The 20,228-nt window shown below is 45.6% G+C and carries 17 protein-coding genes; 4 read left to right on the top strand and 13 right to left on the bottom strand.

All coding sequences use genetic code 11. From position 1 onward, the window contains the following. Positions 1-45: 45 nt before the first annotated feature. The 5 genes from IEV16_RS04040 to kynU form a co-directional block, all read right to left on the bottom strand. Positions 46-585, bottom strand: coding sequence for a hypothetical protein (locus IEV16_RS04040; RefSeq protein ID WP_188364382.1), 540 nt, complete (start codon positions 583-585; stop codon positions 46-48). Between the two features lie 12 nt (positions 586-597). After that, positions 598-2,334: an OPT family oligopeptide transporter gene (locus IEV16_RS04035; protein WP_188364381.1), complete on the bottom strand. Its 1,737-nt coding sequence runs from the start codon at positions 2,332-2,334 to the stop codon at positions 598-600. 192 nt (positions 2,335-2,526) lie between these two features. Beyond that, positions 2,527-3,165, bottom strand: a complete 639-nt coding sequence (gene upp, locus IEV16_RS04030; protein ID WP_188364380.1) for a uracil phosphoribosyltransferase — start codon at positions 3,163-3,165, stop codon at positions 2,527-2,529. Positions 3,166-3,187: 22 nt separating this feature from the next. Further along, positions 3,188-4,567, bottom strand: coding sequence for an FAD-dependent oxidoreductase (locus IEV16_RS04025; protein ID WP_188364379.1), 1,380 nt, complete (start codon positions 4,565-4,567; stop codon positions 3,188-3,190). Continuing rightward, positions 4,564-5,829: a kynureninase gene (kynU, locus tag IEV16_RS04020; protein ID WP_188364378.1), complete on the bottom strand. Its 1,266-nt coding sequence runs from the start codon at positions 5,827-5,829 to the stop codon at positions 4,564-4,566. Before kynU ends, IEV16_RS04025 begins: the two co-directional genes overlap by 4 nt. Before the next feature lie 206 nt (positions 5,830-6,035). Here kynU and IEV16_RS04015 point away from each other — a divergent pair, with 206 nt between their 5' ends. Together IEV16_RS04015 and IEV16_RS04010 are read left to right on the top strand one after the other, a co-directional pair. Beyond that, positions 6,036-8,294 (top strand): SdrD B-like domain-containing protein, encoded by a 2,259-nt coding sequence (locus IEV16_RS04015; protein WP_188364377.1) that lies wholly within the window; start codon positions 6,036-6,038, stop codon positions 8,292-8,294. Positions 8,295-8,446: 152 nt separating this feature from the next. Continuing rightward, positions 8,447-10,705, top strand: a complete 2,259-nt coding sequence (locus IEV16_RS04010; protein WP_188364376.1) for a carboxypeptidase regulatory-like domain-containing protein — start codon at positions 8,447-8,449, stop codon at positions 10,703-10,705. 45 nt (positions 10,706-10,750) lie between these two features. On the opposite strand, the gene IEV16_RS04005 is transcribed toward IEV16_RS04010, so the two are convergent. Genes IEV16_RS04005 through IEV16_RS03985 form a run of 5 tightly spaced genes read right to left on the bottom strand, consistent with a single transcriptional unit; the run spans position 10,751 to position 14,662 of the window. Then, positions 10,751-11,869 (bottom strand): DUF748 domain-containing protein, encoded by a 1,119-nt coding sequence (locus tag IEV16_RS04005; protein WP_188364375.1) that lies wholly within the window; start codon positions 11,867-11,869, stop codon positions 10,751-10,753. A gap of 47 nt (positions 11,870-11,916) precedes the next feature. Then, the gene (locus IEV16_RS04000; protein WP_188364374.1) at positions 11,917-12,702 is read right to left on the bottom strand and encodes a cyclase family protein; all 786 of its coding nucleotides are present in this window, start codon (positions 12,700-12,702) and stop codon (positions 11,917-11,919) included. Continuing rightward, entirely contained in the window at positions 12,695-13,711 is a 1,017-nt protein-coding gene (locus IEV16_RS03995; RefSeq protein ID WP_229728239.1) for an amidohydrolase family protein, read from the bottom strand. Before IEV16_RS03995 ends, IEV16_RS04000 begins: the two co-directional genes overlap by 8 nt. Beyond that, positions 13,708-14,238 carry a 3-hydroxyanthranilate 3,4-dioxygenase gene (locus IEV16_RS03990; RefSeq protein ID WP_188364373.1) on the bottom strand — a complete coding sequence of 177 codons (531 nt, stop codon included), beginning with the start codon at positions 14,236-14,238 and terminating at the stop codon, positions 13,708-13,710. Before IEV16_RS03990 ends, IEV16_RS03995 begins: the two co-directional genes overlap by 4 nt. Before the next feature lie 4 nt (positions 14,239-14,242). Further along, entirely contained in the window at positions 14,243-14,662 is a 420-nt protein-coding gene (locus IEV16_RS03985) for a RidA family protein (RefSeq protein WP_188364372.1), read from the bottom strand. 159 nt (positions 14,663-14,821) lie between these two features. Here IEV16_RS03985 and IEV16_RS03980 point away from each other — a divergent pair, with 159 nt between their 5' ends. Beyond that, positions 14,822-16,639 carry a DUF885 domain-containing protein gene (locus IEV16_RS03980; protein WP_188364371.1) on the top strand — a complete coding sequence of 606 codons (1,818 nt, stop codon included), beginning with the start codon at positions 14,822-14,824 and terminating at the stop codon, positions 16,637-16,639. Between the two features lie 24 nt (positions 16,640-16,663). Here the strand turns inward: IEV16_RS03980 and xerA are convergent, their stop codons facing one another. Continuing rightward, the gene (gene xerA / locus IEV16_RS03975) at positions 16,664-17,506 is read right to left on the bottom strand and encodes a site-specific tyrosine recombinase/integron integrase (protein ID WP_229728238.1); all 843 of its coding nucleotides are present in this window, start codon (positions 17,504-17,506) and stop codon (positions 16,664-16,666) included. 136 nt (positions 17,507-17,642) lie between these two features. Here xerA and IEV16_RS03970 point away from each other — a divergent pair, with 136 nt between their 5' ends. After that, positions 17,643-18,188, top strand: a complete 546-nt coding sequence (locus IEV16_RS03970) for a DUF7010 family protein (RefSeq protein WP_188364370.1) — start codon at positions 17,643-17,645, stop codon at positions 18,186-18,188. A 164-nt stretch (positions 18,189-18,352) separates the two neighbouring features. Here IEV16_RS03970 and IEV16_RS03965 read toward each other — a convergent pair whose 3' ends face one another. Beyond that, positions 18,353-19,630 carry a type II toxin-antitoxin system HipA family toxin gene (locus IEV16_RS03965; protein WP_229728237.1) on the bottom strand — a complete coding sequence of 426 codons (1,278 nt, stop codon included), beginning with the start codon at positions 19,628-19,630 and terminating at the stop codon, positions 18,353-18,355. Beyond that, positions 19,623-19,940 (bottom strand): helix-turn-helix domain-containing protein, encoded by a 318-nt coding sequence (locus IEV16_RS03960; protein WP_188364369.1) that lies wholly within the window; start codon positions 19,938-19,940, stop codon positions 19,623-19,625. Before IEV16_RS03960 ends, IEV16_RS03965 begins: the two co-directional genes overlap by 8 nt. Between the last annotated feature and the right edge of the window lie 288 nt (positions 19,941-20,228).

Raw genomic sequence — 20,228 nt, 5'->3', positions numbered from 1 at the left:
CATTGAATGTCAATGAATGTGACTTAATCGTACGGGAATATCTAATTAAGTCTTCTGTGCTTTTGCACCATCAAACACTTCCCGGGCATGCTCAAATTGCATGTTGGCTTTAGACACGTATTTCAGCACTTCATCCACATAACCGTCGGTCGAGGCTGACCAGATGCGGTTAATATAGCGCTCGCCGGCGGCAAAAGAACTCATGACATCGGCATAGGCCTGAACGCCATACAAGTGTTTAATACTCTCACGGGCATCGGCAAACTGCATCAAATCTTCGCGAAATAAGCGATCAATCTCAAAGCGCATCTCATAGGTGGGTATGGCGTCTTTGTTACCATCGAGTTCAACCAGGTTTTGAGCGATGTTGTGTAATGACCGGTCTAAAATGGCCATATTATTTTTTAGCACATCACCATGGGTGGCGGCCTTGTTGGCTTCTATCTTATAGACAAATGCCCCCAAGAAACCCAGTACCATCACCGGAATGAAATAAATCCAGTTGACCGTGTCTTCATCCAGAGAGGTTAAAAAAGCCCCGCCTAAAAAGGCCAGTACCACAAATCCAAAAGCCATATTTTTCATCTTTTATCTCCTTTATCCTGCGCTGGCAATAACGTAAACGGCATTACCCACACCCACCAAAGCTTCACCGACAATTAAGCCGGCGGCAATCGGAATACCCTTACTTTCTGACCAGCTTTTACCTTTGCTGCGATCAACGATTTCGCGGATTAAGGTACCGATGGCATAGGTCAGAACAATACTGAACGGCAGATAAAAACCTAAGCCGACGGTAATACCTAAACCGGCTTGTAATAAGGACAACAAACCACCCAAAACCGCGCCGGCAATGTATTTCTCAGTCGGCACATCACCACCGGTGATGCCTTCCACCATCGATGCCAATGCCTGACCTTGCGGCGCCGGGAACTCTTCACCGCCGAGACCAAAGGCTTCATGCAGCATAAAAATCAGAATAATCACCACAATCGGCCCCAACCAGGCGCCCATAAACTGACCCAGTTGCTGTTGTCGTGGCGTGGCACCGACCAGGTAGCCGGTTTTTAAATCCAACATCAGATCGGTGGCCTGACTCATGGCCACGCATGTGGCGGCACCCACCGTAATGGCTGCCACAATCGCCGGCCCGGTGCTCATGCCACCGAACATTTGGGTAATCATAATCAATAAGGTCACCGCAATCAGGGTCATGCCCGATAAGGGTGACCAATTCGTCCGGCCGATGGCTTCGGACAAAATAATACCGGCCATCCAAATCCACAACGTACCCAGCACAGCCATTAAAATACCACGCATCAAACCGACTTCTTGCGCTGAGGTCACCGCCATCACACCCAACAAGATGGCCGCACCGACCACCGCAAAATACAATAATTTAATCGGCATTTCATCTTTGCTCAGTGCCATTTCGTCATTGGCCGAGGACTGCATCGACTTAATCGCTGATTTAATCAAAGGCAGGGCGAAGATAACCCCGACAATGGCACCACCAATCAACATCCCGATACCAGTGGGTCTGAATAGCATCAGGCGCAGTTGATTCGGATCGGTCACCGCCACGCCATCCACCACCGGAAACATACCGGTGATATCCAGTAACGGTGCCAGCACCCAATAACAAACAAAGCCCCCGATAATAAAGGCCAGACCGCCCCGTCCGGCAATAAAGGCCACACCAATGGTCATGAGGGATAAGTACCAGGTGCCATTAAGGTATTCGGGCAGACCCAATTGTTCAAATAAAGGCCAGTATTCCACACCGGTGGCCAAAGAAATCACATGCACCACGCCAGAAAACACCATCGCACCGACCAATAACAAGGCTTTGCGAATACCGGCACCGGGCGATTTCAGAATCGACGCCACCGCCACCCCGCCGGGATAGGTCAGACGCTCATAATCAATCATTTGTTTACGCAAGGGAATGATAAAAGCAATCCCTAAAAACGCCCCGGCAATGGCGCCAAAAGTTAAAACATAGGGATTAAAATCCATACCGTAGCCAAGGATAAAAATCGCCGGTACCGAAAACATCATGCCCGAAGACGCGCCATTCACACCCGAGGCCACCGTCTGGGTGACATTGTTTTCAACAATCGAACGTCTGCGCATCAATCCGCGCAAAATACCAAAACCCAATATCGCAGCCAGCTCTGAACCTTCGATGGAAAAACCCAGCTTCAAAGAGGCATAGCCAATGGAAATCGCCAGGATAACACCCAGAAAATAGCCGACAAGTACGGCATGCGGGGTTAGTTCCGGATAAGGCCCGCGGGTAATCGGCCCGGCGGTGGTTTGGTTTTCAGACATGCTGTTCTCCCGTTATTATGCTTGACTATAAAGCCTCATTTTAAGTGAGGCAAAAAACCCAAAAATTATAGCATAGCCTTATAAGCTGATCTCTTTGGATTTGATGATTTGTTAAAAAAGATGATTTTTACCGTAACCGCGCCCTTTACTGACAACCCATTTAAACCATTTGGATACCCACCATAGCAACGACTATTTCTTAACCACCGTATTAAAAATCCGGTCACCGGCATCACCCAGACCCGGAATAATATAACCGAGCTCATTCAGTCGTTCATCCACCGCCGCCACCGTCACAAGCACATCCGGATGCTGCCGGTTTAATTCATCAAGCCCCTCCGGTGCGGCCAGTAAAAAGACCCCGTGAACACGTTGGCAACCGACTGCTTTTAAACATTCAACCGTGGCTAAAAAGGTACCGCCTGTGGCCAACATGGGATCAATCACCAGGGCGGTTTTTTCTGCCACATTGGGCGCCCATTTTTCATAATAAGCATGCGGTTGCAGCGTTTCTTCATTTCGCTCAAAACCCACCACTGACACCGAAGCCCCGGGCAGTAAATCCATGACGCCGTTTAACATGCCCAAACCGGCACGCAGAATCGGCACAACGGTGATGCCTGAATCACCGAGTCGTTCCACTTTCGTCGAACCAGCCCAGGTTCTGATTTCTTCAGGCACTGTTGCGAAGTTTTTAAGGGCTTCATAGCACAGTAAATAACTCAGCCTATCCACCACCGGCCGAAACTGCGCCGGGCTACGGTTATGCTCCCGGAGTTGGCCGATTAAATGCTGGACCAATGGGTGTTTAATTTCGTTGACTTGATTCATGGTTGTTGTAATTTTAATTTTTTTAATGTTCCTGAACAATGGGCGACAGGCTGCTTTTGATTAAACGTTCGGCGCGATCAAAATCAAGCACCGACTCGACATCCGCATCGTCCGCCATATCCCGGCTTAAACGATTCAATAAGCGATCCTGTACCCGACCACGGGCATAGGCTTCGGCATAAGGCACACGGTGAAACATCACCATAGAATAACGTGGAATAAAAGTCTCGGGCCAGCGTTTTTCCAGGGCAAAGGCGATGCGTTTTTTCAGGTGAAATTTGGGGTCATTCACGGCCGCGCGCATTTCCACATAGTTTTCCAGCGACATATCGGCAATGGCATTGGCGTTATTCTGCCGTGCCATTTGAACCGTTTTGAACAATCCAGACCAGTCATGATTGCTGTTTTCTAAAGCCTCCATCACCGCCACACAATCTTCAAAACCACAATTCATACCCTGGGCATGAAAGGGCACCACCGCATGCGCCGCATCGCCCAATAACAGAACATTATTCTGATACCATTGTTCGCATCTAACGGTGCCAAGTTTCCCCGTCGGGTTATTAAAATAATCGCCTTCCAGGTTTGGAATTAAGGCTTTGATATCGGCAAATTGGGCATCAAATAAATCATGTAATGCCGATTCATTATCAATGGATTCAAAACTCACCGGTCCGGTTTTGGGCATAAATAAGGTCAGGGTAAAATCACCGCCGGGATTCGGTAAGCCAATCATCATATAATCATCCCGCGGCCAGACATGCAGGGCATTTTTATCCAACTGAAAATCACCGTTTTTATCCGGTGGCAAATACAGTTCTTTATAGGCATGATCCAGTAATTCACTGGAAAATGTTGTGGCATTATCGCTATGCTGTTGCATCTGTTGGCGGGTGACACTGCCGGCACCGTCGCAGGCAAGCATATAATCAAACTCAATGTGAATATCAGCATCCCGGTGGCTGAACTGACAGTGATTTTCTGCAAAATCAAGGCTGTCACAGTGGTGCTCAAAATAAAATGCCACCCGACCGGTGGCTTCGGCCTCATCCCGCAATAAACTCACCAGACCGGCCCGTGAGACCGAATAAATGGCCTCTGATTCACGTGAACCATACGGCTGGAGTGTCTGCTCACCTTGCGGGTTATGCAACATACGACCACGCATCGGAATCAACAAAGATTCGGCTTTTTCCAGCACGCCGGCTTGTTCTAAGGCATGCCGACCCCGTGAGGCCAGGGCGAGATTGATGGATCGTCCGGCAGACATCGCCTGTTTTCGAATATCGGGCAGCTTGTCATACACCCGCACCCGATAGCCTTGCTGTGCCAGTAACAATGCCTGTAAAGAGCCCACCAAACCGGCCCCTAAAATAACAATATTGTCAGATCGTTCGCTCATAATTCAGCCACCAGGGTCTCAACAAAACGATAGGCATCATGAAAGCTGTTATACAACGGCGTCGGTGCCACCCGAATCACATCCGGTGCACGCCAATCCACCACAATCCCGGCATCCGTTAAGGCCTGATAAACCGCTTTGCCCGGTTTGTCTGCTTTAATCACCAGTGATAATTGACAACCCTGGGCATCTTTCGGAGTCAGAATCTGCACTTTATCGCCACAGCAATCTTCCAGCATCTGACGCAAAAATCCGGTTAACTGCTTCGATTTAGCGGCTAACGGCCGCATACCACCGGCTTCTTTGAAAACTTCAAGTGAAGCCCGTACCGCTGCCAACGAAAGAATCGGCGGATTCGATAACTGCCAGGCATCGGCGCCCGGTGCCGGTTTAAATTCATTATCCATATCAAAACGGGTATTTTTCTCATGTCCCCACCAGCCCTGTAATCTCGGCAAATCTTTATCATGATGCTTTTCATGCACAAAGGCACCGGCCACCGCACCGGGACCGCTGTTGAGGTATTTATATGAACACCAGGCAGCAAAATCCACACCCCAGTCATGTAAAGCCATCTCAAGGTTCCCGGTGGCATGGGCCAAATCAAAACCCACAGTAATTCCATGTTGTTGTGACTTTTCAGTGATGGCCTTCATATCCAGCACCTGACCGGTGTAATACTGCACACCCGGCAATAAAATCAGCGCCAGTTGATCGGCGTGTTCGTCTATGGTGCTTAAAATATCATCAGTTCGTAAGGTGTCTTCACCCTTGCGTGGTTTTAATAACAACAAGTCACCATCGACATCCAAACCATGCCAATCCACCTGCGATGCGGCGGCATAATGATCGGACGGAAAGGCATGGTCTTCAATCAAAATCTTGCGTTTTTGGCCTTCAGGTCGATAAAAACTCACCATCAAAAAGTGCAAATTCGCCGTAAGAGAATTCATATACACCACTTCAGAGGGCTTCGCGCCGACTAATTCAGCCCCGGTTTCCTGTAAAAACTCATGATAGGTCATCCACGGAAAATCCCCAGTGAAATGCCCTTTGACTGCATCGTTTTGCCACTTATCCATCTCTAACTGCATGGCTTCGTTGGTTTTTTTCGGCTGCAAGCCCAGGGAATTACCACAAAAATACACCAAAGGGCCCTGTTCGTTTTCCGGAATATAAAACTGATTTCGATAACGCGCCAGCCCATCCTGTCGGTCAAGCTGTTCGGCATGCTTTTTGGCATCTTGCAGGGTTAGAGTCATGGATTTTAAGGTGATAGAAAGTTTTATTATAATCGAAGTCAAGACTCGCTTCGACCTCAACCCATGAATCAAAGTTAAATGATTAAGGTCGCTTTTTTGTGACGAGCCCCCCAATTGATACTTTTATCAGAAATTTGTCCGTATTTTCTGTTCTTTTCGTTTTATATTCAGTAGTGATTTTAACTTATAACGATTGGGAGAGGACCATGAAGTATTTTTTGATACTATGTTTATTATCAAGCTGTGCATTGGCCACAGCCAAACCAACGTCACAGCAACAACTGGCGCTTTATCAGGAGCTCGCTGGCGAGGGACTGATTAGTGCCGATGAATTGAAACGACACCGCATCAGATTACAAGCAGAATTCGTCGATGAATACATAAACAGTCGTGCCGGTACATCTGAAATTAATGGTACTGTCTACGAAGGTGCCGCTACATTGACCGGTGTAGAAGTCCGACTGTTCAGTTCGAATTGGAACTACATAGGGAGTGTCTTTACGAATGGTTCGGGTTATTATGCATTTACAGCACTGGATGATGGTGATTATATTATTGCCATTGACGATCCCACTGATGATTACATTGATGCGCTTTGGACAACCACAGGTACTGAGTTCTGTCAATATTGTGAGCCGCCTGCCAACAGTATAATTACTCTGGCGGTTGGTCAAACTTCAGCGAATCACGATTTATCATTAACGGAGGGTGCCACATTGACCGGCCTGATGGTGGACAGCACCACCGGGCTTGAGATCGATAGTTTACATGTAAACTTATATCGACCCGACGGCCTTTATAACAATTGGTCCTTTTACACACAATTAGACGGTGCAGGGCAATACACCCTAAAGGGGATTCCTGCCGGTCAATACCGTGTCTATTTAAAACCTGACATAATCTCAGGAAATAATCACGTTCCTGAAATATACAACAACATTCAATGTAATTTATGTATCAAACTGGTCTCTGACGGTATCGGAGACCTGGTGAATATGGTGAATGGAGCCACCCGTTCCGGAGTAGATTTTAGCCTGCAAACCGGTGCCAGTATTTCGGGGCAACTGGTCAATAATATTGGCTTAGCCCCTTTAAAAGATTACGGTCTGGTCTATTTATTTAACGTGTCTAATGAAGTGATTGCAACCATTTTAATTGAAGGCACCGACACCAATCCCGGTGCCACCGGCGCATATTCCATTGGTGGTTTATTACCGGGTACTTACTTTGCCCAGGGCGGCGACTGGGGTCGCTCGTTTTTTGTTCGCCAGATATACAACAACATGCACTGTCCCTGGAGTGGTTGTGACCGGGGTGCCGGAGGAACTGCCATTAATCTGGGGCCTAACGAACAACGCCCGGGTATTAATTTCTTGCTTCAGTATGGTGGAAAAATCAGCGGTAACGTCAGTGATATAAATACTGGTTTGCCCATCAATGATGATAACCAGTATCTTCAGTTTCATGATGCCACAGGCAAGGTCGTCGGTGGTGCCTATGTGGATTCTGCCACAGGTGATTACATCAGCGCACGTGCTCTCCCGGCCGGCACTTACAGCGTGCGAACCGGCAGCATGTTTCATGGTAAATTTATGCCGGGATATGTGATGGAAAAATATGATTCATCCGGTAACATTGACTGCCCCGGTGTGACCTGTGATTTAACCGCTGTTAATGTTGTCATCAATGCATACAATCCTGCTTCAGGTCCGGATCCGGACGCTGATGCCACCACCGGTGGTATTGATTTTGCTTTGGACACCGGTTACAGCTTTTCCGGCACCATTAATGACTTATCGACATTATCACCCTTGGCGGATGTTCATGTTCTGGTTTATGACGATATGGGTGTGTTTGCCCATTGGGCCACCACTGACGTCAATGGCGATTTCACCGTATCGGGTTTACCGACCGGTACTTATTACGCCAAAACCAACAATGGTTCAAATCTGCCCTTTATGGGACTCTGGCCGACTGCCACCGGAACCTGGGTGGATATTTTATATGACAACCTCTCGTGTCCGGGTTCAGCCTGTGATGTCACCACCGGCACCGCAATTATTTTGGGTGGCAGTCCGCATGCCGGTTTAAAGGGTATAACTCAATATGATTTTGAGTTACCCAATGGTGGCACCCTGTCGGGGCGGTTAATCCACAGCGAAATCACCGTCGGTGTCACCAACACCCACGTTAATATTTATAACAGTAATGGAGACTTTAACGGTGGTTTTGAAACAGACGGTGAAGGTTACTGGCAATCATCAGGCTTACCCACAGACACCTATTACCTTACCACCGGGGGTATAGGTGGCATGGTCGATGTTAAATTTGGTGGTGATTATTGTTTTAACGGCCAATGTGATCCTTTAACAGCCGATCCCATTCCCTTGGCAGGCCAATACAATATTACCGGGCTTAATATGATTCTTAAACCTGATTATATTTTCCGATCGGGTCTCGAATAAGTACCGATTTTTTTGTGCTGTCAAAGCCGTCCTAAGGGCGGCTTTTTTATTTTTCAATATATTTCAGACATCATGTCAGTTTTTTCTATTTTTTCTCGATATATAAATACGAAACATTTAATTTAGGAAACAATTTACATTAGGAGTATATTATGAAGTGTATGTTTATTCTGCTTTTACTGGGTATATGTAGCACGACAACAGCCAAACCCAGTCCACAACACAACATTGAATTTTACCAAGCATTAGCTTCCGAAGGGCTCATATCAGCGCATGAGTTAGCTTACCAACAATTTCGTTTGCAACTGAATCAAAAAGCCCGTGACACTGAACAAAATCGAGGTACAGCCATCATCAGCGGCACAGTCTATGAAAGCAGTACAGCCATCAGTGACGTTACGGTCTGGCTTTATGACACCAATCGGACTTTAATCGACTCAACCAACACCAGTGTGACGGGCTATTATGAATTCACGGCATTGGATCCGGGTGATTATTACATCACCACATACTCCGAAGTTGATGTTTACATTGATGCCATTTGGTCCATTACCGGTACCGAGCATTGTCAATGGTGTGAAATAACGCCCGAACGAACCATTCAATTATCAACCGGTGAAATGAGCACCGGACATGATTTTGTATTGACTCAAGGCGCGACCCTAACCGGTCGCATGGTCGATGGTTCTACAGGTGATCCGGTGGATACGCTGAATATCGCTTTGAGTCGACCTGGCGACATCTTCTTTAGGTGGAATGTGAGTGCTCAATTTGATGGTTCTGGAAACTATACAGTCACGGGAATTCCCGGAGGCATTTATCGAATATATTTAAAACCTGAATATTACGATAACCTACACATACCGGAGATATTCAATAACATACAATGCAATCTATGCGCTTCAATGGCGTATGACGGTATGGGTTCTCCTGTGACCTTGAGCAACGGTTCTACACGTTCGGGTATCGACTTTTTTCTTGAACGCGGTGCCCAAATACAAGGATATCTAATTGATGCAACCAGCTTAAATCCATTAGATGAGTTTGGTTACGTGATGATATTTAATGAAACCAATCAATATATTCAGGGATATACCGTTCGCGGAACCAGTGAAGACCCTTTGGCTGATGGCGCTTATTCTATTGGCGGATTATTACCCGGAACCTATTTTGCACAAGGCGGTGACGCCGGTAATGGTTTTTATGTCAGAGAATTATATGCCGGTAACGCCTGTCCATATACCGGTTGCAGTCGTGGTGACGGCGGCACACCCATTACATTGGGACCTGCAGAAATTCGCGGCGGCATCAATTTTTCCTTAGAATATGGCGGTAAAATCAGTGGTCAAATCTCTGATGCTGTGTCCGGTCTGCCAATAAGTGCGGATAATCAAATGGTACAATTTTATGACAGTGCAGGTGAAGTTGTCGGCGGTGCACATGTCAATCAAGCAACCGGAGAATATACATCAGCCAGAGCCATGCCGGCAGGGATATATTCAGCCCGCACCGGAAATATGTTTCATGGTGAATTTATTCCAGGCTATATAATGGAAAAATATAATCCAACCGGTAATATTGACTGTCCGGGTGTTGCCTGTGATTTAACGTCCGGTAACATCACGGTTACCTCCTATAATCCGTCTTCGGGATCTCCTGATCCCGAAGGGGACGCCACAGCCACCGGTATTGATTTTGCCTTAGACCTCGGCTTCTCATTTTCAGGTATCATCAACGACTTAAGTACATCATCCCCGCTGGCCGATGTTCATGTTCTGGTTTATGACAACATCGGTCGTTTTGCCCATTGGGCCACCACCAACAGTGATGGTGAATTTACCGTAAGAGGGCTTCCGGCCGGAACCTATTATGCTAAAACCAACAATGGTTCTAACTTACCTTTCCCAGGTAAAAACTTTGACGTGACCGGAACCTGGATTGATATTTTGTACGACGGTCGTAGCTGTCCTGGATCTGCTTGTGATGTGACCACCGGCGATCCCATCATTATTGGCAGCAGTCCGGATAACGGACTCAAAGGTGACATTGGATACACGTTTAATCTACCGGACGGCGGTACTTTCGCCGGACGCTTACTGCACAGTGAGACGAGCGCAGGTGTCCCCAATACCCTGGTTAAGGTTTATAACAGTCAGGCAGAATTTTATGGCAGCTATGAATCAGATATCGATGGCTATTGGATGACCTCAGGTTTTCCCACCGATAGTTACTATTTGGTAACACAAGGCAGCGGTGGCATGGTCGATGTAAAATACGGCGGTGGTTATTGTTTTAACGGTCAGTGTGATCCGTTAACAGCCCAAGCCGTTGTTTTGGGCGGCACCTACAATATATCGGGACTTAATATGACTCTTAAACCGGATTATATTTTTAGAGCGGGTATGGATTAATCTCTCAGTGTAAAGCCAATAAAGCCGTCTTTAAAGGCGGCTTTTTTATGAACCGTCCTCCGGCTGTTCGGCTTCTTGCGCATCGGCCTCTTTTTGCACATCCGAAAATTCGATGTCTTCATCAATGTTGTCCTGAAAGGCTTTGACCCAGGCATTTTTAAGGATATTAACGAAGGTTTGCCAGACACCGGCTTCAACGTTATCCAGGTTGCCTTCGAAAGGGATTTTGGTGGCGACTTTGTCGGTGGACTGGTTTTTAAAGATAAATTTAAACACACCGACCACGCCTTCCCAGAGTTTTTTGAAAAACCCATCACCCTGATCAATCAGTTTGGCATCAGTCAATAAGGGCTTAAAGTAGCCTTTGAGGTAACCGTCCGCAACCGCCACCTCGCTGTATAAATCCAGTTGCCCCGAGGTAAAATCCACATTGGCGTAATGCAGGGTAAAACTGTTGAGGGCGGTGACATCAATATCTTTGATGCTGAGACTGACATCCATATCGGGAATATCTTTAATAAAATTAACCCGGCCTTCGAGTTCGGTTTGACCGCGGCCGATGGTCACGGCGGCGGCTTTAACGGGTGAGGGCAGGTTTTGTTCGTCGCTTTTTACCAGCTGTAAATTATCGGCGGTTAACTGCAGTTGATCCATATAAATATCCAACATCGGATTGGCATTCACTTTAACCAAACCCAATCGGCCGTTTTCAATATTTAAATGGTTAATATCAATGGGCACCAAATCATCCAAAGCTTCTGTCCAGTCCTTGGTTTCAGGTTCTTGCTGGCCTTGCTGTAACTGGTCTTCGAAGACGTAAATTAACTGGGGTTCTGTGAGATAAATTTCACTGACAATTTTACCGTTAAATAAGGCGCGCCACTGAATGGATATGTCGGCTTGAGGAATGTTTAAAAAAGGTACATCGGTTTTGGCATCACGACGCCGTAAGCGGAGATTTGTGACCACATAGGCGCCTCGGATCAGGGCAATATCAATGTCGTCCACTGAACCCTGATAACCCGGCAAATCATTCAGTACTTTATTCACGTGGTTTTTAGCGGCGGTGGGTAAATACAAGCGAAAGCCCACGAAAATAACCACCAACACAAGCAAAAAGACCCACCATCCGGTTTTTCGCTTTTTCTTTTCTGTGCTGAACATATTACGTCGCATAGAAATAATTATAGCAACACGGGGTTAACAAACCATTAAATTGATTCTGACAGCAAGACCGGATTGGACGGCACCGCATTGAGCTGCCAGGCGGCGACTTGCAGGTTCAATGTGTAAAAACCATCTGCAACGACATCAGGAACATAAATCATTTCAGTGATGGTTTTGTGGCTTTGGTTGCCGTTCAACCATCGGCCGCTTTCATCTACTTGCCAAAAAATCCGGTGATTAGACAATAAACCCTCATCATACATTTTATCAATGCTCGGCATATCCACCAGTAAATGGTCAATGTCGGTTTCCTCTACCAGCCAGCGCATCGCCTGATGGGTGAAAAAGGGCGGTTGATGATCAGCGCCATATTGACGGCTTTTTTTGCTGTCGTCATTGGGTAAAGTTCTGATTATTAAGGCCTTTACACCCTGTAATAATTTGCTTACACTTGTTAACATGTCTTTACATATCACGGAATCGCTTTGATGTAATGGTGGTGTGTAAGTTTCATCACCCTGGTAATTGTTAACCGGTTTAACCGTCAACACATAGGCTTTAACCAGCGGTGATTGAATCACCTGATAGGGCGCGAATTGTTGATGTTTATCTTCAATAATATGCCCAACGGTTTCCGTATGGGTGCCGTTGCAATGCGGATTGAGCGTCACTTGCTCAGCATTACAGGAGCCGCCCTGAGCCACATCACCGATAAAATCACCACTGCCCATCGGTTCTGCGGTGGCTTTTGGAGCACCAAAATGATTTGGCTGCGGACCATTAAACTGCAGCGGAATGGCCAGCGAAATGCCCTTGGTCGCGTCAGCCATAAAACTGCTCAGCGCGCAGGTTTAACCATTCTAAAGCGGTGCCGGCCAATAAGCGTTGCTTCACCGCATCATCATAAGGCATCGAGTGAATCAATTGTCCCGGCTGCAACTCGCCCAAAGGAAACGGATAATCGGTACCCAAAGCCAGACGCTCGGGCCCCATTAAATTCACCACATAATCCAGCATGGCCGAATCATGCACCAGGGTATCCAGATAAATCCGGTCTAAATACTGCTCCGGTGAAATGTTATTATCCACCGCCACCAGATCCGGACGTACATCAAAGCCGTGTTTAATTCGCCCCAGTGTGGCCGGAAAAGAGCCGCCGCCATGGGCAAAGGCAATACGTAAATTCGGTAAGCGCTCTAACACACCACCAAAAATTAGTGAGCAAATCGCCCGAGACGTTTCTGCCGGCATGCCCACCAGCCAGGGCAGCCAATATTTACTCATATCCGCTTGTCCCATCATATCCCAGGGATGGACGAAAACCGCCGCGCCCAATTCTTCGGCGGCGGCAAACACCTCGAATAATTCAGGCGCACTCAGGTTCCAGTCATTTATATGGGTCCCAATTTGTACCCCGGCCAAACCCAATTCTTTCACGCAGCGGGTCAGTTCCTTCACCGCCAAATCCGGTGCCTGCATTGGCAAGGTGCCCAAACCGACAAATCTTTTTGGGTTTGTGGCCACGGTGGCGGCCAAATCGTCATTTAACAATTGCGATAAATCATGGGTGTCTTTGGCTTTGGCCCAGTAAGAAAACATCACCGGTACTGTGGACAAGACCTGGACATGCACGCCATGTTCATCACACTCCTGTAAACGGGTTTTCGGGTCCCAGACATTGGGCTCAACATCCCTGAAATGGCGGCCATCTTTCATCATTTTCGCGCAACCGCAGCCATCGTACTCTAATTGCACAAAACCACCATAGCCGTATCTCTTGGCTAAGTCAGGCCATTTTTTAGGTAAAATATGGGTGTGAATATCGATGGTGAGCATCATAACTCCAGTTGATTGGTGTCCGGCATGACCGTGCCACACTGATCACAGGTGCGCAATTCTTCATCGGCAAAAAATCGATCAAAGACCGGCAAAAAATCCTTTTCAATACTGCGTAAGTGAAAGTATTCTTCATACAGTTTGTGGTTACAGTGTTCGCAATACCATAATAAACCGTCTTGCTCATTGGCCAGTCGTTTACGCTCCACCACCAAACCGATTGAATCAGCATAACGCACCGGCGAATGGGGCATTTTCGGTGGTAGCAAAAAAATCTCACCGGCCTTTATCGGGTAATCCACCACCTGACCGTTTTGTTGGGTTTTCAGGCACATCTCACCTTCCAGCTGGTAGAAAAACTCAGGGCCTTCATCATAATGATAGTCCCGCCGGCCATTGGGCCCGCCGACCACCATGATGATAAAGTCATCCTGTTCATAGACCTGTTTATTACACACCGGTGGTTTGAGCTGATCGCGGTGTTCGTCTATCCAGGCTTTAAAATTAAACGGTGGTACGGGTTTTAACATGATTCTATCCTCGTGGTTTATAGGCCAAGCACTTCAATTCAACCGCAATCGGTGTCGGCAATTTATTCACTTCAACCGTGGTTCGGCAAGGTTTATTATCGGTGAAGTATTCGGCATAGATGCGGTTAAAGGTTTTAAAATCTGCATCCATATTGGTTAAAAATACCGTGATGTCCACCAGATCTTCCCAATCCGCGCCGGCGGATGTCAACACCGCTTTTAAATTGGCGAACAGCTGGCGGGTTTGGGTTTCTATGCAATAATCTACAATCTGTTCCTGATTATTCAAAGTGACACCGGGAATGTCTTTTTGCCCGGCAGCGCGCGGGCCCATACCGGATAACAACAGAAAATCACCCACTTGACGGGCATGTGGGTAGGGACCGACCGGTTTGGGGGCTGAATCAGCCATGACTTCTTGCATATTTTGCACCTCTTTGCACATTGTTTCTGGACTTGTGGTTCTTGACAGGACACAATAAATATATTTTATCGGCCTGCACCCTAACACCATTGTAAAAGATAGCCCGATAAAAAGCCAAAACAAGCCATCAACCACACTGAGAAAAAGAGGTTCTTAACCATGAAACGTGTAGCTAAATATTTCGGCATTTTTCTGCTCACCCTGCTGTTACTGGCGGGCTTATTTTTTATTCATGTCTGGTATTTCAAGCCCTATAATATTAACCTGTTTTTCGGAAAAACCGCCCTTAAATTTGTGCTCGAAAGCCCCGAAACGCTGTCCTCGCTGCGGATATTAGAACCCTTCGGTATCGATGGTCACAATGCAAAACTGGATGATGCCAGCATTGAAGCCGGCGATCAGATGATGGCCGATATGCAGGAAGCCTATGACACCTTAATGTCCTATGAAGACGAAGACCTGGACCCGGCGGATAAAATGTCCAAAGATGTGCTGGCTTCTTTACTGGGTGTGGTGATAGAAAACCAACGCTTTCGGTTTCACAATTATCCGGTGAACCAGTTATTTGGTGTGCAAAGTAACTTCCCATCGTTTATGGAAAGCACCCACCAAATCGAAGACAAAGGTGATGCCGAAGATTATATTTCGCGCCTCAAAGCGGTTGATTTAAAATTCTCTCAGGTTTTAGAAGGCCTGAAACACCGTGAACAATTAGGGATTTTACCGCCCCAGTTTGTGATCACCAAAGTGGTGGAAGAAATGCAAAATTTCGTCAACACACCACCCGAAGATGGAATTTTAATGGTCAGTTTACTGGATAAAATGGAGCAGGCCAAACTGGATGAATCGGTGCAGCAGGAACTGGCTCAAGAAGCCAAGCAAGTCATCGAAACATCGGTCTATCCGGCCTATCAAACACTGATTGATTACTTTGTTCAATTGGATAAAAAGGTCGATAAAAACCTGGGCGTGTGGAATTTGCCCGACGGCGATGATTATTATCAATCGGCACTCAAACTGTTCACAACAACCAACGCCACACCCGATGAAATCCATCAATACGGACTGGCCGAAGTGGATCGCATTCAGGCAGAAATTCTTGACATACTCGAACAAGAAGGCTGGGACACCTCGCAAGGTTTTTCTGCCAGCATTGATAACCTGGCCAATTCAGAACAGTTTTATTATTCCGATTCGAAAGAAGGCCGGATGCAAATTCTGGCCGATTACGAAACCATCTTAGATGATATCCAGCCTGAATTACCGGCATTTTTCCATGATCTGCCAGATGCCGATATGGAAGTCCAGCGCATCCCTGAATTTAAAGAAAAAACCTCACCCGGCGCCTATTACCAGCGTCCGGCCTTTGACGGTTCCCGACCCGGTGTCTTTTATGCCAACCTGTACGACATCAAAGCCACCCCAAGATACGGCATGATGACGCTGGCTTACCATGAAGGCATCCCCGGTCACCATTTCCAAATCGCCATCCAACAGGAACAGGATGATTTACCGTTTTTCAGACGTCTGATTCCATTCACCGCCTTCTCAGAGGGTTGGGCTTTATACGCCGAACGCCTGGCTTACGAAATGGGCCTCTATGAAGGCAAACCTTACAGTAACATCGGCCGCCTCCAGGCCGAACTGTTCCGCGCCGTACGCCTGGTGGTCGATACCGGCATCCACGCCAAACGCTGGTCCCGCGAACGCGCCATCAACTACATGCTGAAAAACACCGGCATGGCCGAATCCGATGTTATCGCCGAAATCGAACGCTACTTCGTCATGCCCGGCCAAGCCACCGCCTACAAAATGGGCATGCGTCATATCCTCATGCTCCGCGACCGCGCTCAACAAGAACTCGGTGATGATTTCGACATCCGCGACTTCCACCGCGTGATTCTAACCAACGGCGCCGTCCCCTTAACCATTATGGAACAACTGGTGGATGCGTATATTGCTGAGAAAAAAGCGTAAATAAAACAAGCTGCTTTAGTAATCTTATAAATCAATAAAATCAGCCGGGCTTTTGATTTTATTGATGGAATGGGAAGACACATGGGTGTAGATCTGCGTCGTCTCAAGGCGTTTATGCCCCAATAATTCTTGAATATATCTGATGTCAGTGCCTTCATCCAATAAATGGGTCGCAAAGCTATGCCGTAAAGAATGAACCGTGGCGGATTTTTTGATCCCGGATTTTTTTAAAGCCGTCTTAAAGACACTTTGCACACTTGTTGGGCTATATTTCCCACCTTTTTGGCCTTCAACTAAATAATCTGATGGCTTATATTTTGTGTAATAAGACCTCAACATGGTTAAGACATTTTCAGACAACATAATGTACCGGTCTTTTTTGCCCTTGGCCTGACGCACATGAATTCTCATGGATTGTGAATCAATATCCCCAACCTTTAAATTCAACAACTCACTCAATCTAAGACCACCCGAATAAATCAATAATAAAATGGTTTTGTGTTTTAAATTATCAGTAACTTTGATGAGTTTAGAAATATCTTTAGATGATAGAACAGAGGGCAGGTAAACCGGTTTCCGTAATTTAATATCCAGCGCATCCGAAACCGGTCGATGAAAAACCTTAGCATACAGAAATCGTATGGTGGCTAAAACCTGTTTCATCGAAGAATACGCGTATTTCTTTTCACGTTTACAGTAATACAAGTAGCCATGAATATCATCATCAGAAATCTTCTCAACCTGCGATTTTGAAACATAGTCCAAAAACAATCTTAAAGCCGAGACATAATTTTTAACCGTCGCTTCAGAATAGTTTTCAATCCGAGCCTGCCTAACAAATCTGGAAATAATTTCTTGCTTTTTCATCAAAACCAGCTATTTTACGTAATATATACAGAATAATTTACATATAGTCGTAATATATGCAATTGTGTATATTGCGACGTTGCGGTGCATTTAAAAAAACGACTCGAACAAAGGAAAAAACAGACTGAATTAACCAATGACAAATAGAACACTTGAACAACAGCGAATTGAATTTATCAATCAAAAATTTCTTGCTACACCGTTAGCTGGATTGATTATTTGGACTTTAATCGGATTAATCGGAATCTTTTTCTCGGACTTTGTAGCAGTTTGGTCAATTTTTATTGGAACTGGAAGTATTGTTTATCTAGGACTATTCCTTTCAAAATTCACAGGTGAGAATTTCCTAGATAAGAGTAAACCGAAAAACGAATTTGATACTCTTTTTCTTTTCACAGCCGGACAAGCGATTCTCGTTTATTCAATTGCAATACCATTTTTCCTAGTTGACTATTCTTCTCTTCCAATGACTGTGGGAATTTTGACTGGATTAATGTGGCTACCATTTTCTTGGATTATAAAACATTGGGTTGGAATTTTTCATACATTGACTAGAATAATTATAGTTCTAACTCTTTGGTATCTCTTACCTGAATATAGGTTTATAGCAATTCCGTTTGCAATCGTATTGATTTATATTATCACAATAATCATCTTGAAAAACAGAAAGAAGACTGAATAAAAACGACACCACAACAATGGCTATAAGTAATTGCTTCTACTCGCCTACTTCTGAAAATCCTTGCGGATTTTCAGTTTGGTGTGTACTTGCTAAGTTAACCGCTAAACCACGCAACTACTCATACCCGAGACCGTTACAAAAGCAAAACCATATAACGCGTATTATCAATCCTTTGAAACTTTAAATGCCGGCGATTTCAATTCTTGCTCAACCCGGGAAAGGCCCTGTTTTTGAGCAATTTTTTTCCATTGACTAACAGCATTTATAACTTCATCTATAATTTCAGTGGCTCTTTTAGGGCTTAATCGAAAATAAGCAGCTACCTCAAGTGCCAGATTTAAATCCAACGAATTATCATCTTCTGAAATATTCAGCTTTAATCCGCCCCCAGTTTCTACTGGGTTAATGTCGTAGGCCGGTGACAATATCCAGCCTTTGTTAGTTAATATAAAGCCATGATTCCTTAGGTGATCATCGGTGTTTGAAACACAAATACTGAAAACGATTCGTCTCCAAAGCTGCTCTAAATCCTGATTTACATTGGCGCCGTTATTCTGTATGAATTCAACCAGTTCTAAATAACTTGCACCCTCTGAGTGATCTTGGCCATCTTTATAACCAAGCATTGTCATGGCAGATGCAAAGTGCAGACGTTGTCCCAGTTCATTTCGATCAAACCTTTTGGTCAAAAAGGTATAATAATCAGATGAGAATTTTTTTGCTCTGGATTGCGCCATATTAATACCGGCTAATAATGCTAACTCGTAGCATACCGTTTCCCACCCACCCACATCACCCTGATCATTTCTGCTGGGAAATTTTGCTATCCATAAAACACCTTTATCATCTACGATACTGGCTTTTGGCCTGGCGCCACCTAATGAAGTACCAGGGGCTATGAGAAGAGTGAGCCATTTTAAATATTCCGGATCATCAATGGTATTTTCTTCCTCCAGTTTTAAACTGATTTGCTCTAATTCCCTAAGCGATGCCCATGGAGGGCTTGCCAGTTTTTTATTGTTATTTAAAAAGTCGCCGGCCTGTTCAGATTTGAATCTTAAGCCGCCCATTCTGTGTCCATCATATACGCCAAGCAAGTAATCTGTTTCAAATAACTTGTGTTGCTTTCGGTTCTCGGTTCTGGCTAAGGCGGCCTCACGTCTGCGCATTAATAGCCGACCCCAACGATCTGGTGATGAATCCAGAAATAGTCCAAAATTGTCTTGTTCCTCATTCAAATAATGCAAGCCAGCATATAATTGTAAATCAGGGTCTAATAATTGTGAGCTTTGGTTTTTTAACCACTTAGAATCATACTCAAAAGAGAAGACTTCCTTGCCTCTTAACCTGTCAGAATGTAAAAGCCCCATGAGGCTGGGGTTTTCAAGTCCTGCCCAATCGGCATAAACCCATATAGTCCTTTGATGACTTTGGTTAGTCATTATCATCTGCCCGTTTGGGTGCTCGCTTTTTAATCGTCATACTGGCATCTTGTAACTTTCTACCTAACTCATCATCTTTGGCAAGCAACAAAAAATCCTTTTCCAAGCCCAACACCTGTAAGACCATCAAATATGATCCAATACTAACCGTCGGCTTGCCTTTTTCAATCGATGACAAAGTAGGCCGGCTGATACCAGCACGCTGGGCCACTTGCTGAGAACTGAATTTCCTTCTCAACCTGGCCAGCTTAATATTTTCCCCCAATTCATCAAGAATTCTTCTGGTTTTAGGTAATAGCATTATAATCATTTTCTTAAAGTAAACTATATTTTACAAAAAAAGGATTATTTGTCAATTATAATTAACGTTATAAAAAATAGTTTATTAGATTATTCTGCTGATATTAGGGGTTAGAATCGAGATTTGATCAGAGATCGAAGCGTGACGGTATGTCCGTAAAGGGGTGAGCGAGCGGAAGCGTTAGTCCCAAGGACACACCTTAAGGTGTGTCCTTGGGACTTCATTCACTTTTGTTCCCGACAAAAGTGAAAGCGGCCACGGCGAACACTTCGTATAACTTCGCGCTCTTCGCCTCTG

This window comes from Marinicella pacifica (genome assembly GCF_014636635.1).
In the GTDB taxonomy this organism is placed as follows: Bacteria; Pseudomonadota; Gammaproteobacteria; order Xanthomonadales; family Marinicellaceae; genus Marinicella; species Marinicella pacifica.
Note: the sequence above shows the minus strand (reverse complement) of the source record. Positions and strands in the feature narration are given on the sequence as shown.

Bases quoted from the DNA above. Each gene is read 5' to 3' on its own strand.
- IEV16_RS03965 (WP_229728237.1), bottom strand. From the start codon at position 19,630: ATGACTAACCAAAGTCATCAAAGGACTATATGGGTTTATGCCGATTGG.
- IEV16_RS04015 (WP_188364377.1), top strand. From the start codon at position 6,036: ATGAAGTATTTTTTGATACTATGTTTATTATCAAGCTGTGCATTGGCC.
- IEV16_RS04000 (WP_188364374.1), bottom strand. From the start codon at position 12,702: ATGGCTGACGCGACCAAGGGCATTTCGCTGGCCATTCCGCTGCAGTTT.
- IEV16_RS03995 (WP_229728239.1), bottom strand. From the start codon at position 13,711: ATGATGCTCACCATCGATATTCACACCCATATTTTACCTAAAAAATGG.
- upp (WP_188364380.1), bottom strand. From the start codon at position 3,165: ATGAATCAAGTCAACGAAATTAAACACCCATTGGTCCAGCATTTAATC.
- IEV16_RS03960 (WP_188364369.1), bottom strand. From the start codon at position 19,940: ATGATTATAATGCTATTACCTAAAACCAGAAGAATTCTTGATGAATTG.
- IEV16_RS04035 (WP_188364381.1), bottom strand. From the start codon at position 2,334: ATGTCTGAAAACCAAACCACCGCCGGGCCGATTACCCGCGGGCCTTAT.
- IEV16_RS04040 (WP_188364382.1), bottom strand. From the start codon at position 585: ATGAAAAATATGGCTTTTGGATTTGTGGTACTGGCCTTTTTAGGCGGG.
- IEV16_RS03990 (WP_188364373.1), bottom strand. From the start codon at position 14,238: ATGTTAAAACCCGTACCACCGTTTAATTTTAAAGCCTGGATAGACGAA.
- kynU (WP_188364378.1), bottom strand. From the start codon at position 5,829: ATGACTCTAACCCTGCAAGATGCCAAAAAGCATGCCGAACAGCTTGAC.
- IEV16_RS03985 (WP_188364372.1), bottom strand. From the start codon at position 14,662: ATGCAAGAAGTCATGGCTGATTCAGCCCCCAAACCGGTCGGTCCCTAC.
- IEV16_RS04025 (WP_188364379.1), bottom strand. From the start codon at position 4,567: ATGAGCGAACGATCTGACAATATTGTTATTTTAGGGGCCGGTTTGGTG.
- IEV16_RS03980 (WP_188364371.1), top strand. From the start codon at position 14,822: ATGAAACGTGTAGCTAAATATTTCGGCATTTTTCTGCTCACCCTGCTG.
- xerA (WP_229728238.1), bottom strand. From the start codon at position 17,506: ATGAAAAAGCAAGAAATTATTTCCAGATTTGTTAGGCAGGCTCGGATT.
- IEV16_RS04005 (WP_188364375.1), bottom strand. From the start codon at position 11,869: ATGTTCAGCACAGAAAAGAAAAAGCGAAAAACCGGATGGTGGGTCTTT.
- IEV16_RS03970 (WP_188364370.1), top strand. From the start codon at position 17,643: ATGACAAATAGAACACTTGAACAACAGCGAATTGAATTTATCAATCAA.
- IEV16_RS04010 (WP_188364376.1), top strand. From the start codon at position 8,447: ATGAAGTGTATGTTTATTCTGCTTTTACTGGGTATATGTAGCACGACA.